A 21,161-nucleotide genomic window follows, 5' to 3' on the forward strand; every position below is an offset into this window, starting at 1 on the left:
GAAAGACCTGAAAGGACTGGGCCCGTTGGCTGGTGACCCCCTCGCGCCGCGCACGCGCCTTGCCCTTTTTCTGAATCCTGCTAAAGCGCGCTTGCAAGAGAGAAGGAGGCCTCCCCATGCAGATTCGTGAGGGGCTCACCTTCGACGACGTGCTCTTGCAGCCCGGTTCGTCGGAAGTGTTGCCAGCCGACGCAGACGTGCGCTCCCGGCTTACCGCAAACATCGGTTTGAACGTTCCCATTCTGTCGGCGGCCATGGACACCGTGACCGAGGCGGGACTGGCCATCGCCATGGCCCAGGCCGGCGGCATCGGCGTCATTCACCGCAATCTTTCCAATGAAGAGCAGGCCGAAGAGGTCCGCCGGGTGAAGCGCTATGAAAGCGGTATGGTGGTCAATCCGATCACCATCGAGCCCGGCGCGCCGCTGGCTCAGCTCAAGGAGCTGATGGCGCTCAACGGCATCAGCGGCATTCCTGTGGTGGAGGCCAATGGCGGCCCCACCGGGCGGCTGGTGGGCATCATCACCAATCGCGACGTGCGCTTCGCCGACGATTTGTCCCAACCGGTCAGCTCGCTGATGACGCGCGAAAATCTCGTCACCGTGAAGCCCGGCGTGGATCAGGGCGAGGCCCGGCGCCTGCTGCACAAGCACCGCATCGAGCGGCTCCTGGTGGTGGACGACGAAGGCCACTGCGTCGGCCTCATGACCGTCAAGGACATGATGAAGGCCGAAGCCTATCCGCACGCCGCCAAGGACGAGCACGGACGCCTGCGCGTCGCCGCCGCCACCACGGTGGGCGATCGAGGCTTTGAGCGCGCCGAGGCGCTGCTGGACGCCGGTGTGGACGTTCTGGTCATCGACACCGCCCACGGCATGAGCGTCAGCGTGCTCGACCAGGTGCGCCGCATCAAGAAGGCCTCCAACAAGGCCCAGGTCATCGCTGGAAACGTGGCGACCTATGACGGCGCGCGCGGCCTGTTCGACGCCGGCGCGGACTGCGTGAAGGTGGGCATCGGGCCGGGCTCGATCTGCACCACGCGCGTCGTGGCGGGCGTCGGGGTTCCCCAGCTCACCGCGATCATCGAGTGCGCCCGCGCCAAGCAAGGCTTTGACGGCTCGATCATCGCCGACGGCGGCATCAAGTATTCCGGCGACATGGCCAAGGCCATCGCGGCCGGCGCCGACACGGTGATGATGGGCTCCATGCTGGCGGGCACCGAAGAAGCCCCCGGCGAGGTGTTCCTGTATCAGGGCCGGTCCTACAAGTCCTATCGCGGCATGGGCAGCGTCAGCGCCATGGCCCGCGGCTCGGCCGACCGGTATTTCCAGAAGGAAGTCACCGACGCCATGAAGCTGGTGCCCGAAGGCATTGAAGGCCAGATCGCCTATAAGGGCCCGGTGGGTCCGATCCTGCACCAGATGGTGGGCGGGCTTCGCGCTGCCATGGGCTATACCGGCGCGAAATCCATCGCCGAGTTCCAGGAAAAGGCCGAGTTCGTGCGCATCACCGGGGCGGGGCTGAAGGAAAGCCATGTCCACGACGTGACGATCACGCGCGAAGCGCCGAACTATCCCAGCCCGTCCTGATGGGCCCCGTATTGGCCGTGCACCCGATTCTGGCGCCGATCTTTGTCCAGGTGCTCGTGTTCTTCGCGCTTGTCGTGATCATGGGCGCCGCGCGCTTCAAGGCGCTTGGAGCGGGCGCGGTGAAGCCGGGTGATGTTGATCTGGGTCAGAAAGCCTGGCCGGCGAAAACCCAGCAGATTTCCAACGCGCTTAACAACCAGTTCGAGACCCCGGTGTATTTCTTCGCCGCGGCGATCCTTGCAATCGTGCTGCAGGTTCAAGACGCCGTGATGCTTGGCGCCGCGTGGCTCTACGTGGTGACGCGCGTCGTTCACGCGCTTATATATTCGACCTCCAATGCGGTCGGATTACGCATACCCGTGTTTTCATTGGGCGCAATCTGCATCCTTGTGATGTGGGTTCGTCTGGCGGTTTTCGCGTTCAGCGGGGGTCAGGCGGGCTGAGCCTCGCGCCGGTAGAGGCCTTCTGCGCGCTCGCCGAACGCTGTCATCAAAGCGCGATAGGCGCCGGGCCCTGTGCTGACCCGGGCCACGCCCGCCTCGGCGAGGGATGCCCTCACCGGTTCCGGGTCCAGCGCCATGACGTTCACCGGCAAGGGCGAGGCTGCGCAGAACCGGGCGATCAGCGCCGGATCGGTCAGGCCGGGGATGAACACACCGTCGGCGCCCGCGCCCGCGTAGGCGGACGCCCGGCGCAGCGCCTCGTCCAGGGCGGCGGCGTGCTCCAGTGCGGGCCGTTCCAGGAACACATCGGTACGCGCGTTAAGGAAATAGGCGCCGGCGCCGCGCGCAGCGTTCAGGCGGGCGCATTGCTCATCCACGCTTAAAAGCCCGTCCATGCCGGGACGCTTGTCCTCCAGATTGAGGCCCGCCGCGCCAATCTTGATCGCATGCGCCACCGACGCGGCGACCGCTTTTGGATCCGCGCCGTAGCCAGCTTCAAGATCAAAGGATACCGGCGCTTTGACCGCCGCAATGATGCGCTCCAGATTGGCGAGGGCGAGATCCAGCGCCAGCCGCTCGCCGTCCGTCTCTCCGTGGGCGGCGGCGCAGGCCCAGCTCGCTGTTGCGATGGCGGGGGCTCCCGCTGCATCCAGGACCGTCGCCGAGCCGGCGTCCCAGGCGTTCAGCAGGATCAGGGGATCGCCCGGCAGGTGCAGGGATTTGAAGCGCTGGATCTTGTCTGCAGGCGTCATGGCGTGGTTCTCGCGGCTGTGCGCTCCAGCTCCAGAAGCGCGCGTTTTCGATGCAGGCCGCCACCATAGCCGGTGAGCGATCCGTCCGCGCCGATGACGCGGTGGCAGGCGATGATTATGGCGATCTGGTTGGCGCCGTTGGCGCGCGCCACAGCGCGCACGGCGTCCGGGCGTCCGATCTGCCGCGCGATGTCTGAATAGCTGCGGGTCTCGCCGGGTGGAATGGCGCGCAGGGCCGCCCAGACCGAGCGGGCGAACGCGGCGCCGTGAAGCGCCAGCGGCGTTTCAAATCGCACCGGCTCGCCGGCGAAATAGGCGCGCAGTTCAGCCTCGATGCGTTCATGGATACCGGTGCGCCCGCACCCCAGACCGCCTGGCTGTCCGGCGAGCCGCTTAAGCTCAGCGGGCAAACCCTTGCGGTCCATGAATTCCAGCAAGTGCAGCGCATGGTCGTCGGCCACCGCGAGCATGGCGCCCAGCGGCGTATCGATCGGCGAGGCGCGCAGCAGCGCGTCCGGGCTCAGCCGGCCCGGCGCGACGCCTAGCAGGCGTGCGAAGGCGGCGCGAAATCCGCTGCCGGATTCATAACCCGCCGCCAGCTGCGCCTCTATGACCCGCTCGCCGCTCGCCACGGCGGTGAAGCCCTCGCGCAGCCGGCGCAGGCGCGCCATCTCCAGGAAGGTGACGCCGAACTCGCGCTTGAAGGCCCGGCGCACGGTGGAAGGGTCATAGCCCTCTGCGCTCACCGCGCTTTCGTCCCAGCGCCGGGCCGGGTCGGCCTCAAGCGCCTCCACCAGCGCGGTGACCAGCGGTTCGGCGCCGGCGTGCAGCGGGCGGCAGCGCTTGCACGGGCGGAACCCCGCCTCTAAGCAGGCGGACGCGGTGTCGAAGAAGCGGCAGTTCTCCGCCTTCGGCTTGCGCGCCGGGCAGGTCAACCGGCAGAACACGCCGGTGGATGTAACCCCCACGAGCGCGCGCCCGTCAAAGGCCGGGTCGCGCGCCAGCAAGGCGTCATAAAGTACGGTTTGGGATGGCGGATCAAACAACATGGCCCGGTTCTAGCAGACCGCCGGGCCACGCCGCGCCGCAAATCGGGCGGTTATTGAATGAAAGGCGGCGCCATGCGTGACGGCGGACGAGTGCAAGGCGCGATCGAGGTTCTCGATCTGGTGCTGAACCGGCATCAACCGGTGAAGGACGCGCTGCGCGACTGGGGCAAGGCGCATCGTTTCGCCGGGTCCGGCGACCGCGCCTGGATCTCCGGCCTTGTGATGGACGCGCTGCGCCGCCGGGCGAGCATTCGCGACGCCATGGCTGAAGACACGCCGCGCGCGCTGGCCCTTGGAACGCTGGCGATCGCCTGGGGTCTGGAGTCCGAAGCCATTGAGGCGATGTTTGACGGCGACGAGCACGCGCCGCAGCCGCTGACGGCTGCAGAGAAGGGCGGCTTTCTGCGCGCCCGCGAGGCAGGCGCGCCGCTGCATGTGGCCGCTGATATCCCTGAATGGCTGACCCTGGCCTTCAAGAAGGCGTTCGGCGCCGATGCGGTGGCCGAGGGCCAGGCCATGGCGGGCCGCGCCCCGGTGGATCTGCGCATCAACACATTGAAAACCGAGCCCGAGCGCGCCGTGGCGGCGGTGAAGGCGAAGCTGAAGGACGTTCAGCAGAGCGATCTCGTCATTGACGGCTTGCGCATTCCCGAGACCGACCCGCGCGCCAAGTCGCCGGGCGCCGAAAGTATCCCCGCCTACGGCAAGGGCTGGGTGGAGGTGCAGGATCTCGGCTCCCAGATCGCCGCGCTCGCCGCCGGTGAAATCGCAGGTAAACAAGTGCTCGATTATTGCGCCGGGGCGGGCGGCAAGACGCTGGCCCTGTCGGCGCTGATGGAAAACACCGGCCAGCTCTACGCCTGGGATTATGACGGGCGCCGCCTGAAGGCCATCTGGGCGCGGCTGCAGCGCGCCGGGGCGCGCAATGTGCAAGTGCGCGACGGCAAGGAGGCCGAGACGCTGGGCGACCTGGAAGCCAGCATGGATGTGGTCTTCATCGACGCGCCGTGTTCCGGCTCCGGCACGTGGCGGCGGCGCCCGGACAGCAAGTGGAAGCTGAAGTCCGAAGCCCTGAAGCGCCGCATGGCCGAACAGGACGAGGTGCTCGCCAGGGCTCAGGCCTATGTGAAGCCCGGCGGGCGCCTCATCTATGTCACCTGCTCGATCCTGCCGGATGAGAACGAGGAGCGCGTCACCGCCTTCCTTAACGGCCGCGACGACTTCACGCCGGTCCCGGCCAGCGAGGCGATCGCATCGTCGGGCCGCCTCGCCGACAGCGCGAAAGCCCGTCTTGCAAAACTCGAAGGCCGCCACGGCGCCATCCAGCTCACACCCCACCGCACCGGAACGGACGGATTTTACGTGTGCGTGCTGGAGAGGGCGGCGGGCTGACGCCGAGGCTGAGCCGCGCCTAAAGCGCGGTCCAGGTGTCGCGCACGCCCAGGAGCCGGAACACCTCTTCCCAATAGGCGCGGATCACCCCGGCCTGCTGGGCTTCCCAGCCGGGGCGGGGGATCAGGTGAACCTCGACCGTCACACCGGCCAGCGCGTCGCCGAACTCCGCCGTCACTGCGTCTGCGACCAGGCGCGGGTCGGGCAGGGTGCGGGTAAGATCAGACCGGCCCCGGCCATAGACGGTGAAGAGTGCTGAATTCTGCAGCATGTCGGAGACCAGGATCACCGTGCGCTGAGGCGTTTCGCGGTCGAAGTCTTCTTCCACCGCCAGCCGCGCCAGCGCCTCGACGATGGGGCTCGCCGGGCTTTCCTTGGGCTCCACCAGATCGTCCAGCGCGCGCTGAAGCGGGCCCTCGAACAGCGCCTGGTAGCGTGCTTCGACGCGCTGGGGATTGCGGTAGAGGGGGTTGATCTGATCGCCGCGGCCGGGATTGCACAGGGCGAAGTCATTTGTGTTGATCAGCGCGCCGCGCGCGTCCAGCTCATAGAGCGACAGCATCTCGCCGACGGTGAGCCGGTCGCGGCTGTCCAGCACCAGGCCTTCGATGCGGACCGCTTGCTCAGGCGAATAGAAATCGGTCTTGTCGATCACCAGCGCCATGTGCGGCGGGGTCTCACCGGCCAGGCACAGCGTGTCGGGATCGTACTCTTCGGGCTGCAGCACCAGGGCGGCGTAGCTGATGGCGCCCAGCACTCCGAGCACGATCAGGATGTTGAAGATCCCCAATATGTCTTTGCCGCGCATGTGATCCCCCTCAAGAGACGCTTAGCGAACGCGTACCACGCCCCTGCAGTTCACAGACGAGCGCGGCGCGCCGCTGAAGTCTAGGCCCGGGGCGGGGGATCGTTGGAATAAATTTCTGCGTCAGCCGGATCTCGGCCCTCGCGCCGGCGCTCATGGCGGGCCAGCGCGTCTTCAACCTCTTGGGCGAACATGTCGTCGATCAGCTCTTTCAGATCGGCCGCGCGCTGGCGTGTGGTGAGCTTGGCGCCGGTGACGATCTCGCCGTCCGCCGCGCCGCTATTGGCCGGCAATTGCTTGAGAACCGCCGCCAGATGCGAGGAGGCGTTGACCAGGCGGCGATGGGCCGCGCCATAGCCGATCAGGCGATCATCAAAGGTCGCGCCCTTGAAGGCGGCGATCACGGCGAAGGTGATCCCCAGGCCGAACAGCAGGAGCGCCTCCAGGGTTTCAAACGGCGCCAGGGTGAGCGCGCGCGTCACCGGCGTCAGCATCTGGCCGGTCTGCTCGATCCCGCCCTGGGCGAGCACGGCGGCGTTGATCTCCAGCAGATCGCGATAGTGCGCGGCGGCGAAGTTCAAGAACACCACGAAGGCGGTGGCCAGCGGCATGAAGATCAGCGCCGCGGCGAAGGAGAAGGGCCGGTGCGGGTTCTGCACCATGCGCAGGCCCAGAAAGCCGATGATGAAGAAGCTGGCGATGACGTTGGCGCTGGCCACCGTGATCGCCTGGATCCAGCCGCCCAGAAGGCCCAGATCGGAGCCCTTGGAGAAGAAGTAGGCGTTCGCCAGGCCTTCAAACAGCACCAGACCCGCCAGGATGGAGAAGGTCATGATGTGGCTGTCGGGATAGGCCGGCGCCCGGTGAATCGGTTGCGCGCCGGTGGCTTCGCCGAAGCGGCTGCCGCGCGTATCCTTGAAATTCATGTAGGCGACGAAGGCTGAACCGGCGCGCTGATACGCATAGGTCAGCCGGTCGGATATCTGGTGGGCTTTCAGCTCGGCGCGATCCATCAAATCCGCCCCCCTTAAAAGGTCACGGTTGGATTGCGGGCTGGCTTGGCGCGATTGGATGTGGTCGTCCATGGCGATATGCCCCTTTTTATTCACGGCCCCGCATTAACCAAACCCAAGCAAGCTTCCGAAGTTGGGCTGAAATAGGGAGTCTTCGCCATAATTGTTGTTTTAAGGGTCAATGTCGGCAAGTTTTGCGCCGCGACGAAGCCTGCCAAGGTTAATAAGCGCGCCGATGAACCCGGTATGAACACCGCTTCGCAGCGCCACAGGAATGAATGAGGGGAAACGCCATGACTCGATTCGCCAAAGCGGCGGCCACGCGCCGCGGGGTTCTCGGCCTGATGGCCGGCGCAGGGGCGGGGTTCGCGGCGAGCGCGCGCGCTCAGGAGGCTGCCGTGACGCCGGTGACCCGGGAAACTTTCGCCTGCGCCGAGCCGCTTCTGGGCGTCTCCTACACCGCTGACGAGCGTGAGCAGATGCTGGCGGGGATCGAGGCCTGGATCGGCCGGGCCGAGCGCCTGCGCGCGGTGGAGAAGCCCAACGCGCTGGCTCCGGCCCTGACCTTCGACCCGCGGCTGCCCGGAGGCGCCTATGAGATGGCCGGGGGCGGGGTGACGGGGCTGGGCCGGGCGCCGCGCCTGCCGTCTGATGCAGCCGACATCGCGTTTGCTCCGGTGTGGATGCAGGCCCAATGGCTGGAGCGCGGCGTCCTTTCGAGCCTTGAGCTCACCGAGATTTATCTGGCGCGCATCGCCGCTTATGAGAGCCGGCTTGAGTGCTTCGTCACCGTCACCGCCGATCTTGCAAGGTCGCAGGCGCGGGCGCGGGACGCCGAGCGCGCGGCCGGCCGGGTGCGCGGGCCGCTCCACGGCGTGCCCTATACCCTCAAAGACATCATCGATGTGGAGGGCCTGCCCGCCACCTGGGGCGCGAGCGTGTACTCAGGCCGCGTGGCGCAGGGCACCGCCGTGGTCGCACGCCGCCTCGAAGAAGCGGGCGGGGTTCTTCTGGGCAAGGTGACGTCGGGCGCGATCGCCTATGGCGACATCTGGTATGACGGCGTGACCCGCAATCCGTTCAACCCCAATGAGGGCAGTTCGGGCTCCTCGGCCGGTCCGGCGTCGGCGACGGCGGCTGCGTTGTGCGCCTTTTCCATCGGCACCGAGACACTTGGCTCCATCGTCTCGCCCTCGCACCGGTGCGGAACCACGGGGCTGCGCCCCACATTCGGCCGGGTGGCGCGCACCGGCGCCATGGCCCTGTGCTGGTCGCTGGACAAGATCGGCCCCATCGTGCGCTCCGCCCCCGACGCCGGGCTGGTCCTGGCTGCGATCAACGGCGCGGACGACGGTGATCCTGCAAGTTTTTCAACGACGTTCGGCGCCGATTTGTCACGGGACCTGAGCGGGCTTCGCCTGGGCTATAACCCCGCCTGGTTTGAGCAGGGCTCTGACGGCGACCGCGCGGCGCTTGCGGCCGCCCGGTCGCTGGGCGTCGAGCTCGTCGCCTTTAATATCGACGACAAGCCCTATGACACCATGCTGATCCAGCTGGAGGCGGAAGCCGCCGCCGCGTTCGAGCGGCTGACCCTTGATGATCTCGACGATCAGCTCACCTGGCAGGACGACGCGGCTTGGCCCAACACCTGGCGGCGCGCCCGCTTTGCGTCTGCGGTGGATATGGTCAACGCCGACCGGCTGCGCCGCCACGCTCAGACCATGATGGCCGAGCGCATGGCGGGGCTGGACGCCGTGATCGGGCCGAATTTCGCTGGCGGCATGCTGCTGATCACCAATTACACCGGACATCCCCAGCTCGCCTTCCGGTCCGGCTTCTCCGAACAGCCCACCCGCACGATCTTCGGCGCCGCGGCCGATGAAAGCGGGGCGACCTTCTCCGTGCCTCAGGCCACGAGCCTCTGGGCCCCGCTCTTCAAGGAAGACACGATCCTGGCGCTGGGCGGAGCAATAGAAGCGCGCCTTGACGTGGCCCGTATCCGGCCTTCAGATTTCGCTTGAGGAGAATTAGATTAAAGGACTGTACTCATGATGAAATTTTATGATTGCGCCACTGCGCCAAGCCCGCGCCGCGCCCGGATGATTCTTGCTGAGAAGCGCGTCGAAGTGGAAACGATCGAGGTCGATCTGCGCAGCGGCGAGCAATTCTCCGACGCGTTCCGACAGGTCAATCCGGGCTGCACCGTGCCGGTTCTGGTGACAGAGGACGGCGAGCGCTTCTGCGAGAACGCGGCCATTGCGCGCTATCTGGAGGCGGAGTTCCCAGATCCGCCGCTCATGGGCCGCTCTTCGGTGGAGCAGGCCTGCGTCGCCGAATGGACCTGGCGCGCCGAATTTGAGGGGCTGATGAGCGTCATGGAGATCCTGCGCAACACCTCCAGGGCCATGAAGGACCGCGCGCTGCCCGGCCCTGACCCCGTGGCGCAGATCCCGGAGCTCGCCGAGCGGGGGCGCGCGCGAGGGTCGAAATTCTTCCACACCCTCGACGCCCGGCTGCAGCAAACGCCCTGGCTTGCGGGCGACGCCTTCTCTGTCGCGGACATCACGGCCTTCATCTTCGTGGAGTTCGCCGGCTGGGTGAAGCTGGAGCCAGGCGAGGATCTGAATGCCCTCGCCACCTGGCGCGAGGCCTGCGCGGCGCGCCCCAGCGCGAGGGTCTAGCAGCCGGTCCAGCCGCTGTGGCCGGACCGCTCGCCTTGCTAGTCCTGTTCGTCAGAGCCGCCATGATCGTCGAACCAGGCCAGGATATGGCCGGCTTTTTGAAGCAGCCTGGAGGGCCGTGAATCGGCGATGCCGTGATAGGTTCCGGGGATGCGCACCAGCCGGCTTTCAATCCCGCGGATCTGCAGGGCGTTATAGTATTGCTCGGCCTCGAACACCGGGGTACGGCGGTCTTCGGCGCCCACGAACACCAGGGTCGGGGTCTCCACCTCGCCCACCAGCGAGAGCGGGGATCGGCGCCAGTATTCCTCAGGGCTTTCCCAGGGCGTGGTTCCAAACCAGTAGCGCAGGATCACCGGGCCGATATCGGCGGCGAGTGCGAAGCTTGTCCAGTTGATCACCGGCTTGCCCACTGCGGCTGCGGCGAAGCGGTCGGTGACCCCGATCAGCTGGGCGGTGAGCACGCCGCCGCCCGATCCGCCGGTGACATATAGCCTGTCCTCATCGATGAAGCCGCGCTCCACCAGCGCGTCGACGCCGGAAAGCAGGTCCGCCACATCGTCGCCGGGATAGTTTTTGTCGATCTCGTTGGCGAAGTCCTCACCATAGGAGGTGGAGCCGCGCGGATTGGTGTAGAGCACCACATAGCCGGCGGCGGCGAAGAGCTGAACCTCGCCGGAGAACTGGGGTCCATAGGCGGTGTGCGGCCCGCCATGAATCTCAAGGATCATCGGATAGGACTCGTCTGGATCAAACCCCGGCGGATAGGCGATCCAGCCTTCGATCTCCATCCCATCCGCAGAGCTCTCCCAGGTCATCCGTTCCACGCGCGCCAGCTCGCGTACGCCCAGCACGTCGGCGTTGAGATCGCTGATCTCTTCAGCCTGGCCCCGGCGTGACCCCACGCCCACATCGGCAAGGTCTGACGCGCTCGCCAGCGTCGCCGCCCAGCGTCCGTTCGACGAGGCGGAGAACGATCCCGACGTGTAGGGCCGGCCGAACGTGGTCCCGCCGATGCGGTCGGTGAGCCGGTCCAGCCCGCCATTCAGCCCGGCATACGCCAGCACGGTGTGTCCCGCATCATCGAAGCGCACGTACAGGCCGCGGTTATCGGCCCACTCGATCTGGTCGATTCCGCGATCCAGATCGGCCAGCAGGCGTTCCGGCTCGCCGCCGTTCAGAGGCATGACATAGAGATCGGTGTCGATATGGCTTTCCTCGCGGGCGGCCTCGCCCAGAAAGGCCAGGCGCGATCCGTCCGGCGACACGGCCGGCGAGCCCTCGGGCCCCGGAAAGTCAGTGATCTGCTGCAACGCGCCGCTCTGCGGGGTCACTGCATAGATGTCGCTGGTGCGAAAATCGAAGCCGTCCTCCTCGCGGCCGCCCCAGCTGAACAGGATCCGGCCCGAATCCGGCGTCCAGGCGAGCCCGGAGATCTGGCCGTCGGCCACATTGGTGATCCGGCGCGGCGCGCCGCCTTCCGCGCTGATCAGATAGATCTGGCTCGCCCCGTCAGGAATTTCGCCCACGCCGTCGAATTCATACCGGGTGGTTTCGTCCACCAGCGCGGGATCGGCCCACTCGGCGCCCGGCGGCTTGGGAGGCATGCCGATATCCACTTGCGGGCCCGGCGCCGGGGTGAACATGGTGAAGGCGATCCAGCGCCCGTCCGGCGACCAGCTCAGAGCGCCGGCGCCGAAGGGCAGCTCGGCCAGGCGCGCAACACGCCCGGTCTCCGGCCAGATCATTTCCAGCGTCGTCTCGCCGTCTTCGCTGGCGCTCACGACAAGCCGGTCCGATTGCGGCGACCAGCGCGGGCTGGAATAGCTCGCCGAACCCGAGGCGAGGGGGCGATGGTCAGACCCGGCGAAATCAACCGCCCAGACGGCCTGGCGGGTACGGTCGGTCATGATGTCGTTGGAGCGTCGCACATAGGCGATCTGGCGCCCGTCGGGGCTGATCTGCGGATCGGTGGCCATTTCCAGGCTGAAAATATCGGCGGCCTGAAGCGGGCCGCCCGCGGCCGGCTGTGCGTCCTCGGTCTGCGACTGGGCGGCGAAGGGCGCGGCGCAGCACAAGGCCGCCGCCATAAGGGCGCGTTTCATGACTTATCTCCCCGAAATTTCTATCTCTGTTGATGCGAACCCTAGCCGAGCCGGAGGCCAGCGCAAGATGTCACGCGGCGCGCGACAGAAGCCCGTTGCGGGTCAGGCGAAACGGGGCGGGCGGCGAATCATGGCGTCCGATTGCGGATCCGGCCAGCAGGCGCGCCGGTGTGCGCGAGGCGTAGCGTAAGCGTTCCCAGTCATTCACGCCGTAAAAATAGACCGGGCGACCGCCCCGCCTGGCCAGGGCGATGAAGCGCTCCACATCCTGGCGCGCGGCCTCGGTGAGCTTGTCCGGCAGGCGCGCGCCCAGCCAGTGGGCGTCGCTCTCCATCTGGCGTTCAAGCGTCACCGAGCGGATGTCGGCGTCAAGAAAGAGCTGGCCGGTATAGGGCAGCAGGGTGCGGCCGGTCTCGGCGATCACAGAGGCCGGCGTATCGCCGGGCGCGCCCACGAGACGCACCCAGATCAGCTTTTTCAGCTCGCGCGGCAAATGGGCGAGGGCGGTGACATAGCCGGCCCGCAGCCGCGAATTGGAAACGGCGCCATAGCCGGCCGGGACGATCAGCGCGCAGCGCGTGCCGGCCTGGAGCAGCCTAGTCAGCGCTTCGCACGCGCGTGCGAGCACGGCCTGGTCGAAGGCGAGCCGGTCTTCAGGCCGCGACAGGGCTGCATTGAGCGAAGCCTCGCTTAGATCCGGACCGTCTTCGGTCTCGCTCACCACCGGTTTGGCGAAATAGCTTGCGACCGCTTCCTTGCGCACGTCCCACGCCGCATGAAACTCCATCGAGCGAAACAGGCCGGGATGGTTGGCGCGCGGCGCGGCGGCCGGCGGCGCCGGATCAGCCTCTTCAAGCCCGGCTTCGGCCATGGCGGCTTCAAACTCGGCCGGGGTCAGCCGTTCGCTGGTGGCCTGAACGCGCATCAGGTCGGCGAATCGCTCGCCCAGAAAGAAGCGCTCCAGGTCGGCGCGGATACGCGCCGTCGTCTGCTCGGCCATGGCTCCGGTGGTCGCCTTGTAGATCACCAGAAATCCGGTGGCGCATTGTAAGACGAGGTCGTCCTCGGCGATGCGGCGCTCGATGATGGAGCGCGAGGCCAGGAAAACGCGGGCGCGAACTTCCGGCCAGATCGCGCCGGCGGCGGCCTTCACCGCCTCCATGTTCACGAACTGATAGCGGCTGACGTCCAACGTCTCCGCACTGGCCAGATGGCGCTTGAGCGCCTGCATCACGGCGTCGTCCATGGGGCGAGTCTCGCCTTTTCTCCCGGCTCTGAAGGCAGAATAACCCGGTTTCCTTTGCAAGCGGTAAGCGCCGGAAATCCCTATCTCTTCGCAATTGCAGCATAGCGGGCGCCGGTTTTGGGCGTGACTACGATGCAACACTTCTGTGAAAAGAAAAGAAAGGTTCGAATAATAGGGGTTTGGCGTCGGGTGAGCCTGTACTGGGACGCTTCATTCCAGGCCCGAATTCGGACACTCTGTGTGGGAGTGCACGTATTGCGCTGCAACAAAAACGCTCCCGGACAAAACCGGGGACCGATCCATTCAGGAGGATGCACAATCATGGTGTCTAAATTCACGCGAGTCGCCTTGTTCGCCGCGGCGTCGTCTGTCGCGCTGAGCGCGGCCGCGAACGCGCAGCTCATCGATCAGGTCGGCGGCGGCGAGCGCCGTACGCTCGACGTCATCACCGTCACCGCCCAGCAGCGCGAGCAGAGCGCCCAGGATGTTCCGATCTCCATCGGCGCCTATGACAGCCAGTCGCTCGCCCAGGCCGGCGTTCAGGACATCAAGGACCTGATCTCCATCGCGCCGGGCCTCATGGTCACCTCGACCCAGTCCGAGACCATCACCACGGCGCGTATCCGCGGCGTCGGCACGGTCGGTGACAATTTCGGCCTCGAAAGCTCGGTCGGCGTTTACATCGACGGCGTGTTCCGCTCGCGCAACGGCGTGGGCTTCGGCGATCTCGGCGAACTTGAGCGCATCGAAGTGCTGCGCGGCCCCCAGGGCACCCTGTTCGGCAAGAACACCTCCGCCGGCGTTCTGAATATCGTGACCGAAGCGCCGGAATTTGAGTTCGGCGGCAGCGTGCAGGCCGAGCTCGGCGATTACGGCTATCAGCGATATTCAGCGCACCTCACCGGCCCGATCATCGAAGATCAGCTGGCTTTCCGTCTGTTCGCCGCTGATTCAAAGCGCGACGGCTTCACCAGCCTGGTGCTGGATGAGGGTGGCTCCTTCGACGTGCGCGACTCCGAAACCCAGGATTACTACACGGTCCGCGGCCAGCTGTTGTGGACGCCTTCCGAAATGGTCGAGGGCCGCATCATCGCCGACTATTCCGAGCGGGATGAACTCTGCTGTTCGGCGGTTTCCTACGACTACACCGCAACGGCCGCAGCCCTTGTCGGCGCGGTGACTTCGCGGGCGACCGGCGGCGGTGTTGGTTTCCCCGCTGACCCGGAAGCACGCATCGCTTACGCCAACCGGCCCTACGAGCAGAAGATCGAGGATTGGGGGATTTCCGGGGAGTTCGACATCGAATTGCCGATCGGCACGCTGACGTCTGTGACCGCATTCCGCAACTGGTCCAACTCGCGCAGCCAAGACATCGACTATTCGGCCGCAGACATCGCCTATCGTGATTCAGACAACAACTTCACGGATCTGGAGCGGTTCTCCCAGGAGCTTCGACTGACCGGCGTCAATGGCAATCTCGACTGGCTCGTGGGTGCGTTCTATTCCCACGAAGATCTGGTGCTGGGTGATGCGATCCGCTACGGCGACGACTGGGAACCCTTCCTCGGCCTGGCGTCTTCGGGCGGCACCAACCCGCTGTTCATCTCCCAGACCCTGAACGGCCTGGCTCTGGGCGGCCTCGGCCTGCCGGCGCTGCCCGGTTATGCGCCTCAGCCCGCCGGCGCTTTCTTCCCGGCCGGTTCGGGAGTGAACCAGGACGTCTACAATCAGACGGCCGACAGCTGGGCGATCTTTACGCACAACTCCTATCAGCTCACCGACAACCTCGCGATCACGGCGGGTCTTCGTTACACCAACGAGACCAAGGACGTTTACGCGACGTTCGACACCAACTCGCCGCTGGGTTGCCGCATCTTCGAACTTTATGGCGGGTTCAATCCGGCCGCGACGTTCGCCGGCTCCGCGCTGGCGGCTCTGGTCCCGTCCGCCTGCCTGCCGTATGCACGGACCGGTCTTGACGCCAACGGCTATGACCGCGAACGGTCTGACGAGGAGCTGTCCGGCACGCTCCGCGCGACCTATGACGTGAATGACGAAGTGATGGTCTATGCGGGGTATTCGCGCGGCTTCAAGGCCGGCGGCTTCAACCTGGACCGTCAGCTGAACGGTCCGATCGGCGCCAATGGTTACACCAACGCCGACAGCTCGTTTGCTCCGGAAATCATCGACTCCTACGAAATCGGCTTCAAATCCGAGCTGTTCGGTCGCGTTCTGCAGCTGAACGGCGCCGCCTTCCTGCAGCAGATCGAAGACTACCAGCTCAACACCTTCAACGGCCTGGCCTTTGTGGTGGAGAGCGTGGACGAGTCGGAGTCCATGGGTGTTGAGCTCGACATGGCGTACGCAACGCCGATCCCGGGCCTCGACCTGACCGCCGGCTACGCCTATGTGAACACCGAATATACGACGGTGAACACCGGCGATCCGCTGGTGGACGCGATCGAAGGCAAGGACTTCTCGCTGTCGCCGGAACACTTCGTGACCGGTCAGGCGATCTATGAGCGCACGGTGTTCAATAACCTGCTGTTCACCGCCTCCGCCGATGCGCGCTACGTGTCGGAGTACAACACCGGGTCTGATCTTGATCCGGAGAAGGTGCAGGACGGCTTCGCCCTGGTGAACGCGCGCTTTGCGCTGGGCCGTGAAGATGGTCTGTGGTCGGTGGAGCTGTGGGGCCGCAACCTCACGGACGAAACCTATGCGCAGGTGGCGTTCGACGCCTTCGCTCAGGGCCGCCGTGGCGGAGCGGGGACGTCTAACGACCCGCGCGCGACCGCGAGCTACATGGCGTTCCTGGGTGCGCCTCGCACCTTCGGCGTGACCCTGCGCAGCGAGTTCTAAATTTCGCACGCAGTTTCCCGATGACCAGTCGGGGAGGACGGCACGGGGCCGGAGCGAAAGCTTCGGCCCTTTGTTGTTCTTGGCGCTGCGCTCACAGCTGTGGGCGTTTGGCGCCGCCGGCCGCCGGACACAAAAAAGCCCGGAACGGATCACCGTCCCGGGCTGATTTTCGCCGTGAAAGATGTGGCCTAGACCTGGGCGACTTTCTTGTAGGCGGGCAGGGTGAGGAACTCTTCGAACCTGTCCGACAGGCTCATCTCCTCAAGGATTTCCCGGGCCTCGTCGAAGCGTCCCACCGTCCAGGCGTTGGCGCCGATCTCGGTCTTGATGGCTTCGGCCGCCGCAGTGATGACGCCGCTCACGCGGGCGTCGTCGATCACCTGACCGTCATCGGTCTTCGCGCCGTGGGTGCGCCATTGCCAGAGCTGGGCGCGGCTGATCTCGGCGGTGGCGGCGTCTTCCATAAGATTATGGATCGGCGCCGCGCCGCGGCCTTGCAGCCAGCTGGCGATATAGCGGATCGCCACATCGGCGTTGCCGTAGAGCCCGCTTTCCGTGATCGTGCCCTCGTTCGGCAGGATCAGCGCGTCGCGATCCTCGGTCACCTCCGGCTTGGTGTCGAGCTGATTGGCCCCCGGCATCACCTTGTCGAAGGCTTCCAGCGCCACTTTCACCAGGGCGGGGTGCGCCACCCAGGCGCCGTCATGGCCGATGGAGGCTTCGCGGGTCTTGTCGGCGAGCACCTTGTCCACGGCGGCTTTGTTGGCCGCGTCGTCGTTTTTCACCGGGATGAAGGCGCTCATCCCGCCCATGGCGTGGGCGCCGCGGCGGTGGCAGACGGCGATCAGACGCTTGGCGTAGGCCGCCATGAAGGGCGCAGTCATGGTGACCTGCGCGCGGTCCGGCAGGACCTTGGAGGCGTCGGTCTTCTGGCGTTTGATATAGCTGAAGATATAGTCCCAGCGCCCGGCGTTGAGCGCGGTGATGTTCTCGCGCAGCTCATAAAGGATCTCATCCAGCTCGAAGGCCGCCGGCAGGGTTTCGATCAGCACCGTGATGCGCACCGTGCCGCGTTTCAGGCCCAGAGCCTCCTCGCAGTGGCGGATCACCAGCGACCAGAGGCGGGCTTCGAACCGGGTCTCAAGCTTGGGGATGTAGTAGTACGGCCCCGAGCCGTTCTTTGCGGTGCTGGCGTGGTTGTGGATCAGGTACAGCACGAAGTCGAAAAAGCCGCCGGACACCGGCTCGCCGTCCACCGTCACATGGGCCTCGTCCAGGTGCAGGCCGCGGGCGCGGGCGATCAGCACCGCCGGATCATCATTCAGCGCGTAGCTCTTGCCGGAGGCTTCGTCCGTGAGGGCGATAGTGCGCGCATTGGCGTCGCGCAGATTGATCTGGCCGTCCATCATGTTCGTCCAGGACGGAGTGGAGGCGTCCTCGAAATCGGCCATGAAGCATTTGGCGTCGGAGTTCAGCGCGTTGATGACCATCTTGCGGTCCACCGGGCCGGTGATCTCCACACGGCGGTCCTGAAGGTCGGCGGGCGCCGTGGGCACGGTCCAGTCGCCGGCGCGGATCGCGGCGGTCTCGGCGGGGAAGTCCAGGATGTCTTCGCCGGAATCCAGACCCTTCTGGCGTGCCTCGCGTTCAGCCAGCAGGCGCAGGCGTTCTGCGTTAAAGCGCCGGTGCACGTCGGCGAGCAGAGCCAGCGCGTCAGGGGTGAGGATTTCCTCATAACCCGGCTTCATCTCACCACGGATATTCAGGCCGTCGGGCGTGTCGCGCATCGGGCGCTCCTCTTCGTATCTGTTTGAAAATCAGGTCTCGTGCAGCGGCTCTGCGGCCACAATAGCGCCGTCGCGGTCCACATAGATCCAGTCGCCGGGGTTCACCACGGCGCCCGCGATGCAAACGGCGCCGCCGCGCACGCCAAGGCCCCGCTTTTCGGTTTTCATGGGGATCAGCGCCAGGGCGAGCACGCCCAGCGGCTCAGCCTCCAACTCGGCGATATCGCGCACCGCGCCATAGACGATGACGCCGGACCAGCCGTTCCTGGCCGCCTTGCCCGCAAGATCGCCGCCCAGGAGCGAGCGTTTCAGCGAGCCGCCGCCATTGACCACGAGAACGCGGCCGTCGCCGGGCTCGTTCACGGCGTCGCGCACGCGGCTATTGTCTTCGTGGGCGGTTATGGTTTCGGCGCGCCCGAAGAAGGCGTCACGCCCGCCATAGCTTGAAAAAACCGGCTCCAGCACCTGGACCCGGTCGGGATGGGCGTCGCAAAGATCGCAGACGGAAATCATGGGGCCTCGCAGGTCGCGCGGCGCGGCGCTGAAGCGCCGGACCCGCGAACGCGCGGGTCCGGCTTCAGCAAGCGGTGCGCCTTACTCGGCGGCGTCGGTCTTGAACTGGTCGGTCTCGGTGGACGCGCCCATGGCCGTGGTTGAGCTGGTGCCGCCCGACAGGGTCATGTTGACCAGGTCGAAATAGCCGGTGCCCACTTCACGCTGGTGACGCGTGGCGGTGTAGCCGTCCTTCTCGGCGGCGAACTCGGCCTGTTGCAGCTCCGAGTACGCGCCCATGCCGCGATCGCGATAGCCGCGGGCCAGCTCGAACATGCCGAAATTGAGCTGGTGGAAGCCGGCAAGGGTGACGAACTGGAACTTGTAGCCCATGGCGCCGAGCTCTTTCTGGTAGGTCTCGATCGTGGCCTTGTCCAGATTGGCTTCCCAGTTGAACGAGGGCGAGCAGTTATACGCCATCATCTTGCCCGGATACTTCTTCTGGACCGCCTCGGCGAAGCGCTTGGCTTCCTCCAGATTCGGCTTGGAGGTCTCCCACCAGAGAAGGTCGGCCACTTCGGCGTAGGCCAGGCCGCGCTTGATGCAGTGATCCACACCCATGCCCTGCTTCAGGCGGTAGAAGCCTTCAGCGGTGCGGCCGGCGTCATAATCGATGAACTCGTGATCGCGCTCGTCGATGTCGGAGTTGATCAACGTGGCGCTTTCGGCGTCGGTGCGCGCGACGGTCAGGGTGGGAACGCCCATGACGTCGGCGGCCAGGCGCGCGGCGTGCAGATTGCGCTGGTGGGCGCTGGTGGGGATGAGAACCTTGCCGCCCAGGTGTCCGCACTTCTTCTCGGCGGCGACCTGGTCTTCGAAGTGAACGCCCGCGGCGCCGGCTTCGATGAAGGCCTTCATGATTTCATAGCAGTTCAGCGTGCCGCCGAAGCCGGCTTCGGCGTCGGCCACGATCGGCGCGAACCAGTCCCGGCTCGCCTTGCCCGTCTCGGCGACTTCGATCTGGTCGGCGCGCTGAAGGGTGCGGTTGATCTTCTTGGCCAGCTCCGGCGCGGCGTTGGCCGGGTAGAGCGACTGGTCGGGATACATGGCGCCGGCGGTGTTGGCGTCGGCGGCGACCTGCCAGCCCGACAGATAGATCGCCTTCAGGCCCGCGCGCACCATCTGCATGGCCTGGTTGCCCGACAGGGCGCCCAGCGCATTGACGTAGGGCTCGGACTTCAAAAGCTCCCAGAGCTTCTGCGCGCCACGCTCGGCCAGCGTGTGCTGGATCTGCACCGATCCGCGCAGCTTGAGCACGTCCTCGGGGGTGTAATTGCGTTCGATCCCGTCAAAGCGGCCTTCGGCGGCGGCGGGGATGATGTCGTAAAACGAAGCCATGGTTCGGGCCCTTCAATCTGCGTTGTGCGGACTTAGACACGATGGAGCCGCGAAGGTCGAGGGACGCTTGTGCAGAAAGGAGAAACGAAGTAGACAAATGATCTCTGTAAACGTGTAACGATGTAATTAACATGACAACGGTGCGCTAAGTGATTGCAGGTCAGGAAAAATTATTCGCCGGCGCGCGCCTGCGCCGGATGCGCCGGGATCTCAGCCAGACTCAAGCGCAATTCGCTGAAAGTCTGGGCGTATCGCCGAGCTATCTCAACCTGCTAGAGCGCAATCAGCGGCCGGTCACCGCCCGCGTGCTTCTGTCGCTTAGTCAGGTTTTTGACATTGATGTGCGCGAATTCGCCGCCGAGAGCGATCGCCAGCTCATCGCCGATCTGACCGAGGCCGCGTCCGATCCGGTGCTCAAGGGCGCCGATCTGGATCGGCGTGATGTTACCGAGCTCGCCGACGCCCATCCGCGCGCCGCCGAGGCGCTGGCCCGGCTTTACCAGGCTTATCGCGACACCAGCGCCGCCGCCGCCGATCTGGCCGCGCGCGCCGCAGAGGGCGGGGTCGCGGCGGGGCTGTCTCCCCTGGAAGAAGTGCGCGACGCGCTCGACGGCAAGCAGAACTACTTTCCCGCCCTTGAGGACGAGGCCGAGCGCCTGCGCGCCATGCTGGAGGATCATCCCAGCCTTGAGACGGCCCTGACCCAGCATCTCAGATCGGTCCACGGCGCCGCGGTGCGCAGCTATGACGACGAGGTCATGGGCGGGGCGCTTCGCCGGTTCGACTTTCACGCCCGCAAGCTGTTGCTCAGCGATCTGCTGGAGCCGGCGGCGCGCGCCTTTCATATCGCTGCGGCGCTGGTTAATCTGGAGATGGGCGAGGCGCTGGATGAAGAGGCGGACCGGGCGACCGGCCTCAGCGCCGAGGCGCGCGGGCTCTACCGGGTGACCCTCGCCAGCTACGCCGCGGCCGCGATTCTCATGCCCTATGATGCGTTCCAGAAGGCGGCCGAGACGGTGCGCTACGATATCGATGCGCTGCGCCGGCGCTTCAATGTGAGCTGGGAGCAGGTTTGTCACCGGCTCACCACGCTGAACCGCCAGGGCGCTCGCGGCGTGCCGTTTTTCATGATCCGCATCGATCAGGCCGGCAACATCACCAAACGATTCGGCGGCGGGGTCCTGGCGTTCGCCCGGTCCGGCGGCGGGTGTGCGCGCTGGCGCCTGTTTGATGCGTTCCGCGCGCCGGAGCGCGTGCAGGTGCAGGGGCTGGAGCTGCCTGACGGGGCGCGCTTCGTCTCCATCGCGCGCGCGGTGACGCGCCAGCTGCCCGACGGCGGCGCCGCGATGAACGCCGTTGCGGTGGGGTGTGAAGCCAAGGAAGCTCACCGCCTTGTCTACAAGCCGGGCGAGGCGTTCACGCCGGTGGGTTTGTCCTGTAGGCTCTGCGAGCGTGCTCAATGCGCCGAGCGCGCTTTTCCCCCGCTGCAGCGGGCCTTGAGGATCGAGCCGCACGTCCGCGGCGCCGCGCCGTTCACCTTCTGACGC

16 protein-coding genes are annotated in these 21,161 nt (G+C 66.1%); 7 read left to right on the forward strand and 9 right to left on the reverse strand.

What is annotated here, in order from left to right; translation table 11 throughout:
- The first annotated feature begins 116 nt into the window (after positions 1–116).
- Together guaB and ACWCOP_RS06260 are read left to right on the forward strand one after the other, a co-directional pair.
- Positions 117–1,589 carry an IMP dehydrogenase gene (gene guaB, locus ACWCOP_RS06255; protein ID WP_478250367.1) on the forward strand — a complete coding sequence of 491 codons (1,473 nt, stop codon included), beginning with the start codon at positions 117–119 and terminating at the stop codon, positions 1,587–1,589.
- A 17-nt stretch (positions 1,590–1,606) separates the two neighbouring features.
- Positions 1,607–2,032 (forward strand): MAPEG family protein, encoded by a 426-nt coding sequence (locus ACWCOP_RS06260; RefSeq protein WP_478250658.1) that lies wholly within the window; start codon positions 1,607–1,609, stop codon positions 2,030–2,032.
- Here the strand turns inward: ACWCOP_RS06260 and ACWCOP_RS06265 are convergent.
- Positions 2,020–2,784: an isocitrate lyase/PEP mutase family protein gene (locus ACWCOP_RS06265; protein WP_478250368.1), complete on the reverse strand. Its 765-nt coding sequence runs from the start codon at positions 2,782–2,784 to the stop codon at positions 2,020–2,022. The genes ACWCOP_RS06260 and ACWCOP_RS06265 overlap by 13 nt on opposite strands.
- Positions 2,781–3,833: a bifunctional transcriptional activator/DNA repair enzyme AdaA gene (locus ACWCOP_RS06270; protein ID WP_478250369.1), complete on the reverse strand. Its 1,053-nt coding sequence runs from the start codon at positions 3,831–3,833 to the stop codon at positions 2,781–2,783. Before ACWCOP_RS06270 ends, ACWCOP_RS06265 begins: the two co-directional genes overlap by 4 nt.
- Positions 3,834–3,905: 72 nt before the next feature.
- Here ACWCOP_RS06270 and ACWCOP_RS06275 point away from each other — a divergent pair, with 72 nt between their 5' ends.
- Positions 3,906–5,225, forward strand: a complete 1,320-nt coding sequence (locus tag ACWCOP_RS06275; protein ID WP_478250370.1) for an RsmB/NOP family class I SAM-dependent RNA methyltransferase — start codon at positions 3,906–3,908, stop codon at positions 5,223–5,225.
- A 19-nt stretch (positions 5,226–5,244) separates the two neighbouring features.
- On the opposite strand, the gene ACWCOP_RS06280 is transcribed toward ACWCOP_RS06275, so the two are convergent.
- Both ACWCOP_RS06280 and ACWCOP_RS06285 read right to left on the reverse strand, forming a co-directional pair.
- The gene (locus ACWCOP_RS06280; protein ID WP_478250371.1) at positions 5,245–6,033 is read right to left on the reverse strand and encodes a hypothetical protein; all 789 of its coding nucleotides are present in this window, start codon (positions 6,031–6,033) and stop codon (positions 5,245–5,247) included.
- A gap of 80 nt (positions 6,034–6,113) precedes the next feature.
- On the reverse strand, positions 6,114–7,115 hold the full coding sequence (locus ACWCOP_RS06285; RefSeq protein WP_478250372.1) for a hypothetical protein: 1,002 nt from the start codon (positions 7,113–7,115) through the stop codon (positions 6,114–6,116).
- 221 nt (positions 7,116–7,336) lie between these two features.
- On the opposite strand from ACWCOP_RS06285, the gene ACWCOP_RS06290 reads away from it, so the two are divergent.
- On the forward strand, positions 7,337–9,064 hold the full coding sequence (locus ACWCOP_RS06290) for an amidase (protein ID WP_478250373.1): 1,728 nt from the start codon (positions 7,337–7,339) through the stop codon (positions 9,062–9,064).
- A gap of 27 nt (positions 9,065–9,091) precedes the next feature.
- Complete coding sequence (locus ACWCOP_RS06295; protein ID WP_478250374.1) at positions 9,092–9,724, forward strand: glutathione S-transferase family protein; 633 nt, start codon at positions 9,092–9,094, stop codon at positions 9,722–9,724.
- A gap of 38 nt (positions 9,725–9,762) precedes the next feature.
- On the opposite strand, the gene ACWCOP_RS06300 is transcribed toward ACWCOP_RS06295, so the two are convergent.
- Together ACWCOP_RS06300 and ACWCOP_RS06305 are read right to left on the reverse strand one after the other, a co-directional pair.
- Positions 9,763–11,829 carry a S9 family peptidase gene (locus tag ACWCOP_RS06300; protein WP_478250375.1) on the reverse strand — a complete coding sequence of 689 codons (2,067 nt, stop codon included), beginning with the start codon at positions 11,827–11,829 and terminating at the stop codon, positions 9,763–9,765.
- Between the two features lie 70 nt (positions 11,830–11,899).
- Positions 11,900–13,075 carry a hypothetical protein gene (locus ACWCOP_RS06305; protein ID WP_478250376.1) on the reverse strand — a complete coding sequence of 392 codons (1,176 nt, stop codon included), beginning with the start codon at positions 13,073–13,075 and terminating at the stop codon, positions 11,900–11,902.
- A 321-nt stretch (positions 13,076–13,396) separates the two neighbouring features.
- On the opposite strand from ACWCOP_RS06305, the gene ACWCOP_RS06310 reads away from it, so the two are divergent.
- Complete coding sequence (locus tag ACWCOP_RS06310) at positions 13,397–15,937, forward strand: TonB-dependent receptor (protein WP_478250377.1); 2,541 nt, start codon at positions 13,397–13,399, stop codon at positions 15,935–15,937.
- 188 nt (positions 15,938–16,125) lie between these two features.
- Here ACWCOP_RS06310 and aceB read toward each other — a convergent pair whose 3' ends face one another.
- The 3 genes from aceB to aceA form a co-directional block, all read right to left on the reverse strand.
- Positions 16,126–17,724, reverse strand: a complete 1,599-nt coding sequence (gene aceB / locus ACWCOP_RS06315) for a malate synthase A (RefSeq protein WP_478250378.1) — start codon at positions 17,722–17,724, stop codon at positions 16,126–16,128.
- Between the two features lie 30 nt (positions 17,725–17,754).
- Positions 17,755–18,237, reverse strand: coding sequence for a ribonuclease E activity regulator RraA (gene rraA / locus ACWCOP_RS06320; RefSeq protein ID WP_478250379.1), 483 nt, complete (start codon positions 18,235–18,237; stop codon positions 17,755–17,757).
- An 81-nt stretch (positions 18,238–18,318) separates the two neighbouring features.
- Positions 18,319–19,614, reverse strand: coding sequence for an isocitrate lyase (aceA, locus tag ACWCOP_RS06325; protein ID WP_478250380.1), 1,296 nt, complete (start codon positions 19,612–19,614; stop codon positions 18,319–18,321).
- Between the two features lie 149 nt (positions 19,615–19,763).
- Between aceA and ACWCOP_RS06330 the strand changes: the two genes are divergently transcribed.
- The gene (locus ACWCOP_RS06330; RefSeq protein WP_478250381.1) at positions 19,764–21,158 is read left to right on the forward strand and encodes a helix-turn-helix domain-containing protein; all 1,395 of its coding nucleotides are present in this window, start codon (positions 19,764–19,766) and stop codon (positions 21,156–21,158) included.
- Positions 21,159–21,161 lie beyond the last annotated feature (3 nt).

Source organism: Apolloniradiicaulis salifontis (assembly GCF_053756655.1).

Coding starts and splice junctions, on each gene's coding strand:
- aceA (WP_478250380.1), bottom strand. CDS start 19,614: ATGGCTTCGTTTTACGACATCATCCCCGCCGCCGCCGAAGGCCGCTTT.
- ACWCOP_RS06265 (WP_478250368.1), bottom strand. CDS start 2,784: ATGACGCCTGCAGACAAGATCCAGCGCTTCAAATCCCTGCACCTGCCG.
- ACWCOP_RS06300 (WP_478250375.1), bottom strand. CDS start 11,829: ATGAAACGCGCCCTTATGGCGGCGGCCTTGTGCTGCGCCGCGCCCTTC.
- ACWCOP_RS06280 (WP_478250371.1), bottom strand. CDS start 6,033: ATGCGCGGCAAAGACATATTGGGGATCTTCAACATCCTGATCGTGCTC.
- ACWCOP_RS06290 (WP_478250373.1), top strand. CDS start 7,337: ATGACTCGATTCGCCAAAGCGGCGGCCACGCGCCGCGGGGTTCTCGGC.
- ACWCOP_RS06295 (WP_478250374.1), top strand. CDS start 9,092: ATGATGAAATTTTATGATTGCGCCACTGCGCCAAGCCCGCGCCGCGCC.
- rraA (WP_478250379.1), bottom strand. CDS start 18,237: ATGATTTCCGTCTGCGATCTTTGCGACGCCCATCCCGACCGGGTCCAG.
- aceB (WP_478250378.1), bottom strand. CDS start 17,724: ATGCGCGACACGCCCGACGGCCTGAATATCCGTGGTGAGATGAAGCCG.
- ACWCOP_RS06310 (WP_478250377.1), top strand. CDS start 13,397: ATGGTGTCTAAATTCACGCGAGTCGCCTTGTTCGCCGCGGCGTCGTCT.
- ACWCOP_RS06305 (WP_478250376.1), bottom strand. CDS start 13,075: ATGGACGACGCCGTGATGCAGGCGCTCAAGCGCCATCTGGCCAGTGCG.
- ACWCOP_RS06270 (WP_478250369.1), bottom strand. CDS start 3,833: ATGTTGTTTGATCCGCCATCCCAAACCGTACTTTATGACGCCTTGCTG.
- ACWCOP_RS06275 (WP_478250370.1), top strand. CDS start 3,906: ATGCGTGACGGCGGACGAGTGCAAGGCGCGATCGAGGTTCTCGATCTG.
- ACWCOP_RS06285 (WP_478250372.1), bottom strand. CDS start 7,115: ATGGACGACCACATCCAATCGCGCCAAGCCAGCCCGCAATCCAACCGT.
- guaB (WP_478250367.1), top strand. CDS start 117: ATGCAGATTCGTGAGGGGCTCACCTTCGACGACGTGCTCTTGCAGCCC.